This is a genomic window from Lapillicoccus jejuensis (assembly GCF_006715055.1).
In the GTDB taxonomy this organism is placed as follows: domain Bacteria; phylum Actinomycetota; class Actinomycetes; order Actinomycetales; family Dermatophilaceae; genus Lapillicoccus; species Lapillicoccus jejuensis.
Genome location: NZ_VFMN01000001.1, coordinates 1250643 through 1264109, shown reverse-complemented (window position 1 = coordinate 1264109; position 13467 = coordinate 1250643). Strand labels below are relative to the sequence as shown.

Below are 13467 nucleotides of genomic sequence, written 5' to 3'. Positions count from 1 at the left end.
TGCGGCGTGGCAGCGGGCCACGGCGCGTCAGGGAAAGGCAGCGACCATGGGCATCGGCCTCGGCGTGCTCCTGCTCGTCGTCGGTGCGATCTGCACCTTCACGACGCTGGACACCCAGTATCTCAACACCAACCTCAACACCGTCGGGTGGATCCTCATGGCCGGCGGCGTCCTCGCGCTGGTCTTCGGGACCATCCAGAACGGCCAGCGCAACCGCCGGCTCACCGCGGGCGACCGCGTCGAGCGCCGCGAGCGGGTCGTCCAGGACCCCTACGACCCGGCCAACGACCAGCGGGTCGTCGAGGAGCGTCGCGTCGAGGAGCGCTGACCCCCCACCGGACACAGGGAACCCCACGTCCGCGGCCCGTACGGCGCCGCGGCACGTGGGGTTCCGTGTGTCCGGACGACGTCAGAAGGCCGACTCCGGCAGGTCCATGACGTCGAGGTCGGTGCCCTCGGCGATGGCCCGCTCGGCGGCCAGGCGCGGCAGCACGGTCCGCGCGAAGAACTGCGCCGCCGCGACCTTGCCGGTGTAGAAGTCGCGGTCGGCGCCCGACAGCGCGTCGCCACGCGTCGTCAGCGCCTCGTGCGCCACCTCGGCCTGGCGCAGCAGCAGCCAGCCGACGACGAGGTCGCCCGCGGCGAGCAGGAAGCGGGTCGTGTTGAGCCCGACCTTGTAGAGGTTGCGCGGGTCGCCGCCCGAGCGCGGGTCGCTCTTGAACGCCTCGCCACCGAGGTACTCGAGGATCCCCTGCACGTCGGCCAGACCCTGAGCGAGCAGCCCGCGCTCGCGGTCGAGCGCGCCACCGAAAGCGCCGAGGTCCTTGGCGAACTCGGTCATCTGCATCGCCAGGTGCCCGATGGCGACGCCCTGGTCCTTGATGATCTTGCGGAAGAAGAAGTCCTGGCCCTGGATCGCCGTCGTGCCCTCGTAGAGGGTGTCGATCTTGGCGTCGCGCACGTACTGCTCGACCGGGTAGTCCTGCAGGAAGCCCGAGCCGCCGTAGGTCTGCAGCGACTCCGTGCCGAGCAGCACCCAGGCGCGCTCGGACCCGAGGCCCTTGACGATCGGCAGCAGCAGGTCGTTGACCCGGCGCGCGAGGTCGGCCGGCGAGCTCGGCTCGAGCTGCTCGGACCCGGACTCGAGCTGCGCCTGGTCGACGACGTCCTGCTGCGAGGCGGTGTAGAGCACGAGGGCGCGCAGGCCCTCGGCGTAGGCCTTCTGCAGCAGCAGGGAGCGGCGTACGTCGGGGTGGTGGGTGATCGTCACGCGCGGTGCGTCCTTGGCGCCGCCGGCGGCGAGGTCGCTGCCCTGGACGCGCTGCTTGGCGTAGTCGAGTGCGCCGAGGTAGCCCGTCGACAGCGTCGCGATCGCCTTGGTGCCGACGAGCATCCGCGCGTGCTCGATGACCCGGAACATCTGCGCGATGCCGTCGTGGACGTCGCCGAGCAGGGTCCCGATCGCCGGCGTCCCGTCGCCGAAGGTCACCTCGCAGGTCGTCGAGACCTTGAGGCCCATCTTGTGCTCGACGTTGGTGACGACGGCGCCGTTGCGCTCCCCGAGCTCGCCGGTCTCGAGGTCGACGTGGAACTTCGGCACGATGAAGAGCGACAGCCCCTTGGTGCCTGGGCCGGCGCCCTCGGGGCGGGCCAGCACGAAGTGGACGATGTTGTCGCTCAGGTCGTGCTCGGCGCTCGTGATGAAGCGCTTGACCCCGGTGATGCTCCAGGTGCCGTCGGGCAGCTGGACGGCCTTGGTGCGGCCGGCGCCGACGTCGGACCCGGCGTCGGGTTCGGTGAGCACCATCGTGGCGCCCCAGTGGCGCTCGATCATCAGCTTCGCCAGCTGCTTCTGCACGTCGGTGCCGAGCAGGAAGAGCAGCTTCGCGAAGGAGTACGTCGCCGCGTACATCCCGACCGCGGGGTTGGCGCCGAGCACCATCTCCCACATCGCCCACTTGAACGACGGCGGGACGACGGTCCCGTCGAGCTCGGCGGGGACGTCGACGTTCCAGAAGCCCGAGTCGGTCCAGGCCCGGTAGGACTTCTTGAACGCCTCGGGGACGGCGACGGTGTGCTCGACCGGGTCGTAGACCGGCGGCGTGCGGTCGGACTCGACGAGGCTGGCCGCGAGCTCCTTCTCGGCGAGGACGGAGACCTGGTGGAGCATCTCGCGCGCGGTCTCCTCGTCGACGTCGCCGTACGGGCCGTGCCCGAGGACCTGCCCCCGGCCGAGCACCTCGAAGAGGGTGAACTCCAGGTCGCGGACGTTGCTGCGGTAGTGCCCCATGCTGCTGCCTCACTGCGGTCGACGGGAGGCGGGGACGATGGAGTTACCCGCCGGTAACCCATGATGCTACCGGCCGGTAACAACCCGCAAGGGGAGGGTCAGAAGACGGAGTAGCCGCCGTCCGCGGTGAGCACCGACCCGGTGACGAACGACGACGCGTCGCTGGCGAGGAAGACGACCGCGCCGCCCAGCTCCTCGACCTCGCCGACCCGCTGCATCGGCGCGTCCTCGACCCACATCCGCCGGAACCGCGGCTCCTCGACCGGTGACATCGCCGTGCGGATGTAGCCCGGCGCGAGCGCGTTGACCCGCACCCCGTACGGCGCCCACTCGGCCGCCAGGCTGCGGGTGAGGTGGTGCACCGCCGCCTTGGAGGCGTTGTAGGCCGGCTGCCACTGCGGCCGGTTGACGATCGCGCCGGACATCGAGCCGATGTTGACGATCGTGCCCGCGCCCTGCCGCACGAGGTGCCCGCCGATGATCCGCGAGCACGACCAGACGGCGTTGAGGTTGGTGTCGATGACACCGTGCCAGTCCTCGTCGGTCACCTCGAGGGCAGGGGCGTGCACGCAGGTGCCGGCGTTGTTGACCAGGACGTCGACCCGGCCGAAGGCGTCGAGCGCCCCGGCGAGCAGCGCCTCGACGTCGGCGGGGACGGTGACGTCCCCGCGCACGAACTGCGCCTCGATCCCGGCGGCGGTCAGCTCGGTCAGCCGCACGGCGGCCGCCTCCTCGTCGCGCCCGCCGAGGACGACGGCGGCCCCGGCCTCGCCGAGGGCGCGCACGAAGCCGGCGCCGAGGCCGCGGGTGCCGCCAGTGACGACGGCGACCTTCCCGTCGAGGCGGAAGCGGTCGAGAACGGTCATGGTCGGTCCTCCGGGACTGGTGGGGGTTCGGGTGCGGACAGCAGGAGCTGGTCGGGGCCCTCGGGGAGCTCGACCCAGTGCTGGGCCCGCTCGACCGCGCGTGACCACTGGGCCCGCTCACGGCGCCGTACGGCGTCCGGCATCGCCGGCTCCCAGCGGGCGGCCCGCCGCCACAGCCGCGACAGCGCGTCGAGATCACCCCAGGCGCCGACGCCGAGGCCCGCCGCGTACGCCGCCCCGACCGACACCGTCTCGGCGAAGAGCGGCCGCTCGACGGGGACGTCGAGGACGTCGGCGACGGTCTGCATGAGCAGGTGGTTGGTCGTCATGCCGCCGTCGACCCGCAGCGCGTCGAGGCCGTGGCCGAGCGCGCTCGCGACCGCCTCGACGACCTCGGCGGTCTGCCAGGCGGTGGCCTCGAGGACGCCGCGCGCGAGGTGCCCGCGGTCGACGTACGCCGTGAGGCCGACGATGACGCCGCGCGCGTGCGCGTCCCAGCGCGGCGCGTAGAGGCCGGAGAAGGCGGGGACGACGTAGCAGCCGCCGTTGTCCGGGGCGGTTCGCGCCAGGGTCTCGATGCGCGGGGCGGTCGGGACGAGCCGCAGCGCGTCGCGACACCACTGGACGAGCGAGCCGGCGGCGGCCACCGACCCCTCGAGGGCGTAGACCGGCGCCTCGCCCGGCAGCACGTAGGCGACGGTCGGGACCAGCCCGTGCCCGGACGGGGGCACCTCGGAGCCGGCGTTGACGAGCAGGAAGGCGCCGGTGCCGAAGGTCGCCTTGCTCTGACCGGGCGCGAAGCAGGTCTGGCCGAAGAGCGCCGCCTGCTGGTCGCCCATCGCCGCGGCGACCGGGACCCCCGGGAGCACGGACGTGCAGGTGCCGAAGTCACCGGTGGTCGGCTCGACGTGCGGCAGCATCGCGTGCGGGACGCCGAACACCTCGAGCATCCGCGGGTCCCAGTCGAGCCCGCGCACGTCGAGCAGGTTGGTGCGGCTGGCGTTGGTGACGTCGGTGACGTGCCGCCCGCCGTCCGCGCCGCCGGTGAGGTTCCAGACCAGCCAGGTCTCCATCGTGCCGAAGCAGACCTCGCCGCGCTCGGCCCGCTCGGCCAGCCCGCGGACGTGGTCGAGCAGCCAGCGCAGCCGCGAGCCGGCGAAGTACGTCGAGACCGGGGCGCCGGTGCGCTCGACGACGAGGTCGCCGTGGCCGGCGTCGAGGACCTGCTGGACGACGTCGCCGGCGCGGGTGTCCTCCCACGTGATGACGGGGGTGAGCGGCCGGCCGGTGCGCCGCTCCCACACGAGGCACGACTCGCGCTGGTTGGCGATGCCCAGCGCGACGACCTGGCTCGCGTCGGCGCCGATGTCGTCGAGGGCCTGCGGGACGACGTGCTGGACGTGGCGCCAGATCTCGGCCGGGTCGTGCTCGGACCAACCGGGCTGCGGGTGGTGGTGGCGGTGCTGCCGCGAGGCGAGCGAGACCATCCGGCCCTGGAGGTCGAAGACGATGCTGCGCGTCGACGTCGTGCCCTGGTCGACCGCGACGACGTACCTCGGGTCGCTGCTCACGGGCCCGCCGCCCACGCGTGCCGCAGCGACACGGCCACCCCGCGCAGCGACGACACCAGCTCGGCCCGGACGACGTCCCCGTGCAGCACCTCCTCGCGCCGCCCCGCGACGGCGAGGGCGGCGACGGCGTACCCGAGGCCGTCGCGGACCGGCACCGCGACGCCGTACCGGGCCCGCACCTGCTCCCCCCGACCGACGGCGACCCCGTCGGCGGCGACCTGCTCGAGCTCGGCGTCGAGGTCGGTGAGCGAGGTGAGCGTGCGGGTGGTGAAGCGGTGCAGCGGCTCCGTCGGCCGGTCGAGCTGGCCGGGGGCGCAGCAGGCGAGCAGGAGCTTGCCCGTCGCGGTCGCGTGGACCGGCTGGTCGTCGCCGACCCGCAGCCGCTGCGGGCTGTTGTCGGGACGGAAGACGTGCTGGGCGACGACCGCCCGCCCGTGCTCCGGCGCGACGAGGAGCACCTCGAGCCCGCAGAGGGCGGCGAGCCGGTCCATCCACAGCGTCGCGACGCTGCGCAGGTCGGCGAGGTCGACCGCCTGCGCGAGCCCCTGCAGCCCGGCGACGGCGCGGTAGCGCCCCGCCCGGTCCTGCTCCACCCAGCCGACCTCGCGCAGCGTGCTCAGCAGGCCGTGGGTCGTCGTCTTGGCCAGTCCCACCGCGGCCGCCACCTCGGCGAGGTCCAGCGGCGCGCCCGCGGCGACGAGGACCCGGACGATCCCCGCCGCCCTGGCCACCGACTGGATCGTCCCCGGCACCTCGCGATGCTAGCCGCGCCCCCGGGAAGCACAGCGTCCGCACCGCCGGGGCACCGGTGCCTCGGCGATGCGGACGCTACCGACGCCGTACGGCGCCGAGGGATCTGGAGGGTGGTTCAGGCGAGCGCGCGACCCACCGACCGGCGGCGGATGTCCGGCGCGACGAGCCGCTCGGCGTTGGCCGCCTGGTCCTCGGGGGCCCGCTGCGACTCGCGCTCGGCGGTGACCCGGGCGCGGTAGGCCGACACCTCGTCGGTGACCCGGCCCTCGTCCCAGCCGAGCACCGGGGCGACGAGCTCGGCGACCTCCTGGGCCACGTCGACGCCGCGGTCCTCGGTCTCGATGCTGATCCGGGTCCGCCGGGCGAGGATGTCGTCGAGGTGCAGGGCGCCCTCGTGGTCGGCGGCGTAGCGGATCTCGACGCGCAGGTACTCCGGCGCGGCGGCGAGCGGCTCCCACAGCGACGGGTCCTCGGTGGCGAGGTCGACCAGCTCGCCGAAGAGCGAGCCGTAGCGGTCGAGCAGCCGCTGGACGCGCCACTCCGGCAGGTGGTGCCGGGCGGCGATCCGCGGGACCTGGTTGACCAGGGCGCGGTAGCCCTCGGCGCCGAGCAGCGGGATGTCCTCGGTGACGCTGGCCGGGGTGCCCGAGGGCAGGTCCTCGAGCGCGGCGTCGACGGCGTCGGCGGCCATGACCCGGTAGGTCGTGTACTTGCCGCCGGCGATGGAGATGAGGCCCGGCTGCGGGCGCGACACGGCGTGCTCGCGCGACAGCTGCGACGTCGAGTCGTTCTCCCCGGACAGCAGCGGCCGCAGCCCGGCGTAGACCCCCTGGATGTCGTCGTGGGTGAGGGGGTTGGCCAGCACCTTGTTGACGTGCTCGAGGACGTAGTCGATGTCGGCCTTGCTCGCGGCCGGGTGCGCGAGGTCGAGGTTCCAGTCGGTGTCGGTGGTGCCGACGATCCAGTGCGTGTTCCACGGGATGACGAAGAGGACCGACTTCTCGGTGCGCAGGATCATGCCCACCTCGGAGCTGATCCGGTCGCGCGGGACGACGAGGTGCACGCCCTTGGAGGCCCGGACGTGGAAGCGGCCGCGGCCGCCGGCCATCGTCTGGATCTCGTCGGTCCACACGCCGGTCGAGTTGATGACGACCGACGCCTCGATGCGGTGCTCCTCACCGGTCTCGACGTCGGTGACCCGGGCGCCGGTCACGCGCTCACCGGCGTGCTCGAAGCCCTCGACCCGCGCGGAGGTGAGGATCGTGGCGCCGTACGCCGCCGCGGTGCGGGCGACCATCATCGTGTGCCGTGCGTCGTCGGCCTGGGCGTCGTAGTAGGCGAGCGCGCCCGCGAGCGCGTCGGCCTTGAGCGCGGGGACGAGCCGGCGCGCCTGGGTGCGGGTCAGCTGCTGGTGCCGGGGCACCGAGCGCGCGCCACCCATGGTGTCGTAGAGGGTGAGGCCGGCGGTGACGTACGGCCGCTCCCAGAACCGGTGCTGGAGCGGGTAGAGGAAACGCACGGGCTTGACCAGGTGCGGGGCGATCCGGGTGAGCATGAGCTCGCGCTCCTTGAGCGCCTCGCGGACGAGCGAGAAGTTCAGCTGCTCGAGGTAGCGCAGGCCGCCGTGGAAGAGCTTCGAGCTGCGCGACGACGTCCCGGCGGCGAGGTCGCTCTGCTCCACGAGGACGACCCGCAGGCCGCGGGTCACGGCGTCGAGGGCGATGCCCGCCCCCGTCACGCCGCCACCGACGACGAGGACGTCGACGGGGTCGGTGGTGGCGGCCTTCCAGGCTCGCGAGCGGTAGCCGGGGTCGAGGGCGACGGGGTCGGGCATCGGGGGTCCTCCAGGTGGAGCGGGTTCAGCGGTGGGTGGTGGTGCGGGGTCCGTGCGGCCGCGGGGCGGCCGCACGGACGGTGGGACGCGGGGTCCGGTGGGGCGGTGACGTCACTCGACGTCGTCGTCCACCCAGTCCAACGTCTTGGTGACGGCCTTCTTCCAGTTGCGGTAGAGACGCTCGCGCTCCTCCTCGGGCATCTGCGGCGACCACCGCTTGTCCTCGCCCCAGTTGGTGCGGATGTCCTCCTCGTTCTCCCAGTACCCCACGGCGAGGCCGGCGGCGTACGCCGCCCCGAGGGCCGTCGTCTCGGCGACCTTCGGCCGGACGACGTCGACGCCGAGCAGGTCGGCCTGGAACTGCATGAGCAGCTCGTTGGCGACCATGCCGCCGTCGACGCGCAGCTCGGTGAGCGGGACGCCGGAGTCGGCGTTCATCGCGTCGATGACCTCGCGGCTCTGGAAGGCGGTCGACTCGAGGACGGCGCGGGCGATGTGGCCCTTGTTGACGTAGCGGGTCAGACCGACGAGGGCGCCGCGGGCGTCCGGGCGCCAGTGCGGGGCGAAGAGGCCGGAGAAGGCGGGGACGAAGTACGCCCCGCCGTTGTCGTCGACGCTGGAGGCCAGCGTCTCGATCTCGGGCGCCGCGGAGATGAGCCCGAGGTTGTCGCGGACCCACTGCACGAGCGAGCCGGTGACGGCGATCGAGCCCTCGAGCGCGTAGATGGTCGGCTTGTCACCGAGCTTGTAGCAGACCGTGGTCAGCAGGCCGTTCTCGCTCGGGACCTGCTCCTCGCCGGTGTTGAGGAGCATGAAGTTGCCGGTGCCGTAGGTGTTCTTCGCCTCGCCCTTGGCCAGGCAGGCCTGGCCGAAGGTGGCCGCCTGCTGGTCGCCGAGGATGCCCGCGACGGGGGTGCCGTTGAGGATCCCGGGACGGCACTCGCCGTACACCTCGGAGGAGCTCTTGATCTCCGGCAGCATCGACAGGGGGATACCCATGTCGGCGGCGATGGACTCGTCCCAGGTGAGGGAGGAGAGGTCCATGAGCATCGTGCGGCTGGCGTTGGTCACGTCGGTGACGTGGACGCCGTCGTTCTCCGCGCCGCCGGTGAGGTTCCACAGCACCCAGGTGTCGACGGTGCCGAAGAGCAGGTGCCCGGCCTCCGCGTCCTCCTTGGCGCCGTCGACGTTCTCGAGGATCCAGGTGACCTTCGGACCGGCGAAGTACGTCGCCAGCGGGAGACCGACCGTCTTCTTGTACTTCTCGGCGCCCTCGTCGCCGGCGAGCCGGTCGACGATCTTCTGGGTGCGGGTGTCCTGCCAGACGATGGCGTTGTAGACCGGCTTGCCGGTGCGCTTGTCCCACACGACGGCGGTCTCGCGCTGGTTGGTGATGCCGACGGCGGCGATGTTCTTGGAGTTGAGGTTCGCCTTGGCCAGGGCGCCGCCGATGACGTCGCGGGTGTTGTTCCAGATCTCCAGCGCGTCGTGCTCGACCCACCCGGCGCGCGGGAAGATCTGCCGGTGCTCGGTCTGGTCGATCGCGACGACCGAGCCGGTGCGGTCGAAGATCATCGCGCGGGACGACGTCGTCCCGGAGTCGATGGCGAGGATGTACGTGTCGGTGCTGCTCATGGTGGAGCGGTCCTCTCGTCGGTGAGTGGCTGGTGCTGCAGGTGCTCTGGGTGCTGCGGGGTGCTGCCGGTCAGACGTACTGCATGGCGTGCGCGGCGAGACCGCCGAGGGCGCCGCCGATGATCGGGCCGACGATCGGCACCCACGCGTAGCCCCAGTCGTTGCCGCCCTTGCCCTTGATCGGCAGGATCGCGTGGGCGAGGCGTGGGCCGAGGTCACGGGCCGGGTTGATGGCGTAGCCCGTCGGGCCACCGAGCGAGGCGCCGATGCCGACGACGAGCAGGGCGACGGCGAGCGGGCCGAGCTGGGTCGGGGTCTTGCCGAACGCGATGATGACGAAGACGAGCACGAAGGTCGCGATGATCTCCGTGACGACGTTCCACCCGTAGGAGCGGATGCCCGGGGCGGTGCTGAACGTGCCGAGCTTGTCGGCCGCCGACGTCTCGGGCTCGTCGTAGTGGTTGCGGTACGCGGCCCAGCACAGGACCGCCCCGATGAACGCGCCGAGCAGCTGGGCGACGATGTAGACGACGGCCTTGACGGCGGTGTCGCCGCCGAGGTCGTTACCCGAGGCGAGCAGCCCGATCGTCACCGCGGGGTTGAGGTGCGCCCCGGACTTGTAGGCGACGTAGACGCCGGCGAAGACCGCGAGGCCCCAGCCGAAGTTGATCATCAGGGTGCCGCCGCCGAAGCCGCCGGTCTTGGCGAGCAGGACGTTGGCGACGACCCCGCAGCCGAGCAGGGTGAGCACGGCGGTGCCGAGGAGCTCGGGTAGGAAGACGCCGGTGAGCATGGGCCGGCCCTTTCGTTCTGGCGACCCGGTGTGGGCGGGCCGCGAAGCGGTGGGCGACCGCCCACCGGAGCCTCACGGCTCACGGGCGTCAGCGGTGGCGCCCTCGTGCCGCCCACTCTCTCCGGCCCCGCCGCCCCCGACAAGGGCGAGCGTTCGACATCGTCGTACGTGTCGTCGGTCGTCCGGTCTGCCGGTCGTCCTCGTCGGCGGGCGCCGGGTCAGCGGTGCGGCCAGGCCTCGCGGCGCTCGCGGTCCGGGTCGTCGACGACGGTGCCGTCGCCCGGGCCGCCGAAGCGGCGGACCCGCCGTGCCGGCCCGTACGGCGCCCAGCCGGGGTCGCCGTCGCGCACGAACGCGACCCAGGCGGCGTGCATGTCGTCGGCCAGGGCCTGCGGCGCGTCGGCGCCGCCGAGCCACTGCGCCTCGGGCACGTCGAGCGTGTCGAAGACGAACGGGATCTCGAGCGCGTGGCACGCGCCGAGGACGCCGCCCAGGACGGGGGTGCGCCAGCCGAACTGGTAGACGTACGAGGGCTTCCCGAGCGACTCGCGGGCCTCGACGAGCCGGATCGCGGGCAGCCGGAAGAACCAGTCGGTCATCGCGGCGACGAGGACGTCACCCGGCCGGCTCTGCCCGGTCGGGCCGACGACGGTCGCGGCGTAGTGCTCGTACGCCCCGTCGACGGCGCCGAACGCCGTCATCGTCGCGCGCACCCGGGTCTCGCCGAGCTGGTCGAGGACGGGGTGCAGGAAGAGGCCGTGCTCCTCGTCGGTGGTGCCGATGAGCAGGTCGACGTCGGCACCCTCGCCGCGGGCGATGACGTCGTACGGGACGCCGGGGAGGCTGTCGCCGTCGACGACCGGCTCGAAGAGCATGAGGTTGGCCGCGACCTCGCCCCACTTGGCGGGGTCGGGGTCCTTGCCGACCTCGAGGACGAGGTCGTCGTGCTCGGCGAGCAGGCGGTCGAGCGGCACGTCGGCGAAGGCGGCGGCCGTCGGCTCGACGCCGAGCCGCTGCGCGAGGGCCGCGGTGATCTTCTGCGCCGACGCCGGGTGCAGGACGTGGTGCCCGGCGCCGCTCTGGGCGATGACGCGGCCGAAGAGCCCGCGCGCGGCGGGCATCGCGGTGAGGGTGGTGATGCCGAACGCGCCCGCGGACTCGCCGCAGATCGTCACCCGCGTCGGGTCGCCGCCGAAGGCCGCGATGTTGTCGCGCACCCACTCGAGCGCCGCGATCTGGTCGAGCGACCCGCGGTTGTCGGGGGCGTCGGGGAAGTGCCCGAAGCCGTCGACGCCGAGCCGGTAGTTGACGGTGACGCAGACGACGCCGTCGCGGGCGAAGGCGGTGCCGTCGTAGACCGGCACCGCGTTCGACCCGTTCTGGAACGACCCGCCGTGCACCCAGACCAGGACCGGGGCCGACCCGTCGAGGTCCGGGCTCCACACGTTGACGTGCAGGCAGTCCTCGCCGGGCACGGTGGGTTCGGGGAGCAGCTCGGCGACGGTGGCGCGGTACGGCGGCTTGGGGGCCGTCGCGCCGTACGTCGTCGCGTCGCGCGGCTCGCTCCACGGCTGCGGCGGCTGCGGCGGGGCGAAGCGCCGCGGACCGAAGGGCGGGGCGGCGTACGGGACGCCGAGGAAGCGGTGCACGCCGTCGGCGTGGGTGCCGCGCACGGGCCCGTGGGCGGTGCGGGCCTCGCTGGAGGTGGTGGTCGACTCCGTCGTCATGGCCTCATTCAACCCTGGCCCCCGGAGCGGGGCGGGCGAGGTGGGTGGGGCGCCCGGGCCGTTCGTTGCGCGTGCGGTCTTCCTGCACGACACTCACAGGTGGTGACGGCACGATGGGCCGTTCGCGTCCCCCAGCCGAAGGGCACCCCACGCACCCATGACCGCCCCTGCCCCCCGACACCGCGCCCCGCGGCGGTCGCACCGTCTGCGCAACAGCATCATCGGCCTCGTCGTCCTCGCCCTCGTGGCGGTCGTCGGGTTCGTGGTGGTCGAGTACGTCGGGCTGAAGAAGGACCTCACGACGTCGGACGCGCTCGCGGGGAACACCCCGTCGGGGACGGAGACGACCTCGTCGGCGCCGCGCCAGGACACGAACATCCTCATCATGGGGCTGGACAGCCGGGTCGACGTGCACGGCAACCCGCTGCCGCAGGACATCTACGAGGCGCTGCACGCCGGGGACCAGTCCGACGGCGGGCTCAACAGCAACGTGCTGATGCTGCTGCACATCCCGGCACAGGGGAAGGCGGTGGAGATCTCGATCCCCCGCGACGACTACGTCCCGCTGCACGGCTGCCCCGACGGCACGTGCACCGAGAAGATCAAGCAGGCCTACGGGCTGGCGGTCGACCAGGAGCAGCGGCGGCTGGCCGGCAGCGCCGGCAACGGGATGACGGCGGCGGAGAAGTACCAGAAGGCGCGCGACGCGGGTCGCCTCGCGCAGGTGCAGACCGTGCAGGACTTCCTCCAGGTGCACATCGACCACTTCGTCGAGGTGACGATGGTCGCCTTCTACCAGCTCGCGCAGGTCGTCCAGCCGATCAAGGTGTGCCTGCTGCACGACACGTCCGACCGCTACTCCGGAGCGGACTTCAAGGCGGGCGAGCAGGAGATCGACGCGGCGCAGGCGCTGGCCTTCGTGCGCCAGCGGCGCGACCCCAACACCAGCCTCAACTTCACCGACCTCGACCGCTCCCGCCGTCAGCAGGCCTTCATCACGTCGCTGGCGACGCAGATGAAGGACGCCGGCGTCCTCACCAACCCGGTGAAGATCAACGGGATCCTCGACGTCGTCAAGCAGAACACCGCGGTCGACTCGGGGCTGGACCTGTTCTCGTTCCTCGGGCAGGCGCGCGACATGGCGGGCGGCAACGTGTCGTACTACACGCTGCCGGTCAAGGAGTTCGGGCAGAACGCGCGCGGCGAGGACGTCAACATCGTCGACACCGAGCAGATCCGCGCGATCGTCACGTCGCTGCTGTCGCCGGCCCCGACCGGGTCGACGCCATCGACGTCGTCGACGACCAGTGCAGGGACGTCCACCGGGCCGACGTCGAGCGCGACGACCTCGTCGTCCGCGCCGACGACCAGCGGACCGCAGCCCGTCCCGGCGACCAAGGAGCCGGCGCCGACGGACCTGTCGCAGCTGTCCGGTGGCGGGGTCCCCTGCGTCAAGTGAGGACGCGCGCGACGAACGCGCTGACGCGCTCGGCGAGCTGCGCCACCCGCTCCTGCGGCTCGAGGCCGGGAGCCGGGCGCACCTCGGCCGTCGCCGTCGTGCGGCGGGCGTAGCGCGAGCACTGCAGGTCGGTGCACAGGTAGGTGCCGACGGTGTCGCCGTCGCGGCCGCGGGCGCCCGGGCGCGGGGCCACGAGCAGCGCGACGCCCCCGGCGGAGTGGGTGGTGCGGCACAGGTCGCACATCACCGGCCGACCGCTCACGCGGTCGGGGGTGCGGAGCACGAGACCGACGACGCGGTCGTCGTACGGCGCCACGAGGTAGGCCTTCTGCGGCGCCTTGGGGTCGCGCCAGCCGAGGAGCTCGGTCTCGGCCCACGGGGTCGAGGCGAGGTCGGCGGGCGGGTTGAGCCGCTTGGCCTCGCCCTTGGAGCAGTTGGCCATGGCGGCGCGCAGGTCGTCGGGGGTCAGGGGATCCACGTGGAGCCAGGCTGCCACCGGTGCGGGGCGGCGCGCGACGGCATTTCCGTGCGCCGCCCCG

General features: G+C 72.9%; 11 protein-coding genes. 2 read left to right on the top strand and 9 right to left on the bottom strand.

Annotation, left to right across the window (positions count from 1 at the left end; translation table 11 throughout):
• Positions 1-46: 46 nt before the first annotated feature.
• The gene (locus FB458_RS06045; protein ID WP_141847635.1) at positions 47-328 is read left to right on the top strand and encodes a hypothetical protein; all 282 of its coding nucleotides are present in this window, start codon (positions 47-49) and stop codon (positions 326-328) included.
• Between the two features lie 81 nt (positions 329-409).
• Here FB458_RS06045 and FB458_RS06040 read toward each other — a convergent pair whose 3' ends face one another.
• The 8 genes from FB458_RS06040 to FB458_RS06005 form a co-directional block, all read right to left on the bottom strand.
• Positions 410-2290, bottom strand: coding sequence for an acyl-CoA dehydrogenase (locus FB458_RS06040; RefSeq protein WP_141847633.1), 1881 nt, complete (start codon positions 2288-2290; stop codon positions 410-412).
• Positions 2291-2388: 98 nt separating this feature from the next.
• Positions 2389-3156 carry an SDR family NAD(P)-dependent oxidoreductase gene (locus FB458_RS06035; protein ID WP_141847632.1) on the bottom strand — a complete coding sequence of 256 codons (768 nt, stop codon included), beginning with the start codon at positions 3154-3156 and terminating at the stop codon, positions 2389-2391.
• Positions 3153-4727: a glycerol kinase GlpK gene (glpK, locus tag FB458_RS06030; RefSeq protein WP_141847630.1), complete on the bottom strand. Its 1575-nt coding sequence runs from the start codon at positions 4725-4727 to the stop codon at positions 3153-3155. Before glpK (FB458_RS06030) ends, FB458_RS06035 begins: the two co-directional genes overlap by 4 nt.
• Entirely contained in the window at positions 4724-5479 is a 756-nt protein-coding gene (locus FB458_RS06025) for an IclR family transcriptional regulator (protein ID WP_141847628.1), read from the bottom strand. The genes glpK (FB458_RS06030) and FB458_RS06025 overlap by 4 nt, the downstream gene beginning before the upstream one ends.
• A 116-nt stretch (positions 5480-5595) precedes the next feature.
• Entirely contained in the window at positions 5596-7314 is a 1719-nt protein-coding gene (gene glpD / locus FB458_RS06020) for a glycerol-3-phosphate dehydrogenase (RefSeq protein ID WP_141847626.1), read from the bottom strand.
• Positions 7315-7425: 111 nt separating this feature from the next.
• On the bottom strand, positions 7426-8949 hold the full coding sequence (gene glpK, locus FB458_RS06015) for a glycerol kinase GlpK (RefSeq protein WP_141847623.1): 1524 nt from the start codon (positions 8947-8949) through the stop codon (positions 7426-7428).
• Between the two features lie 70 nt (positions 8950-9019).
• Positions 9020-9742, bottom strand: coding sequence for an MIP/aquaporin family protein (locus FB458_RS06010; protein ID WP_141847621.1), 723 nt, complete (start codon positions 9740-9742; stop codon positions 9020-9022).
• A gap of 218 nt (positions 9743-9960) precedes the next feature.
• Positions 9961-11469, bottom strand: coding sequence for a carboxylesterase/lipase family protein (locus tag FB458_RS06005; protein ID WP_141847620.1), 1509 nt, complete (start codon positions 11467-11469; stop codon positions 9961-9963).
• 157 nt (positions 11470-11626) lie between these two features.
• Between FB458_RS06005 and FB458_RS06000 the strand changes: the two genes are divergently transcribed.
• Positions 11627-12928: an LCP family protein gene (locus FB458_RS06000; RefSeq protein WP_141847618.1), complete on the top strand. Its 1302-nt coding sequence runs from the start codon at positions 11627-11629 to the stop codon at positions 12926-12928.
• Here FB458_RS06000 and FB458_RS05995 read toward each other — a convergent pair.
• Positions 12921-13406, bottom strand: a complete 486-nt coding sequence (locus FB458_RS05995) for an FBP domain-containing protein (RefSeq protein ID WP_141847615.1) — start codon at positions 13404-13406, stop codon at positions 12921-12923. The two genes, FB458_RS06000 and FB458_RS05995, sit on opposite strands and share 8 nt — an antisense overlap.
• Positions 13407-13467: the final 61 nt, after the last annotated feature.

Excerpts from the sequence above, each read along its gene's own strand:
- FB458_RS06045 (WP_141847635.1), top strand. The coding sequence starts at position 47 with ATGGGCATCGGCCTCGGCGTGCTCCTGCTCGTCGTCGGTGCGATCTGC.
- FB458_RS06040 (WP_141847633.1), bottom strand. The coding sequence starts at position 2,290 with ATGGGGCACTACCGCAGCAACGTCCGCGACCTGGAGTTCACCCTCTTC.
- FB458_RS06035 (WP_141847632.1), bottom strand. The coding sequence starts at position 3,156 with ATGACCGTTCTCGACCGCTTCCGCCTCGACGGGAAGGTCGCCGTCGTC.
- glpD (WP_141847626.1), bottom strand. The coding sequence starts at position 7,314 with ATGCCCGACCCCGTCGCCCTCGACCCCGGCTACCGCTCGCGAGCCTGG.
- glpK (WP_141847623.1), bottom strand. The coding sequence starts at position 8,949 with ATGAGCAGCACCGACACGTACATCCTCGCCATCGACTCCGGGACGACG.
- FB458_RS06010 (WP_141847621.1), bottom strand. The coding sequence starts at position 9,742 with ATGCTCACCGGCGTCTTCCTACCCGAGCTCCTCGGCACCGCCGTGCTC.
- FB458_RS06005 (WP_141847620.1), bottom strand. The coding sequence starts at position 11,469 with ATGACGACGGAGTCGACCACCACCTCCAGCGAGGCCCGCACCGCCCAC.
- FB458_RS06000 (WP_141847618.1), top strand. The coding sequence starts at position 11,627 with ATGACCGCCCCTGCCCCCCGACACCGCGCCCCGCGGCGGTCGCACCGT.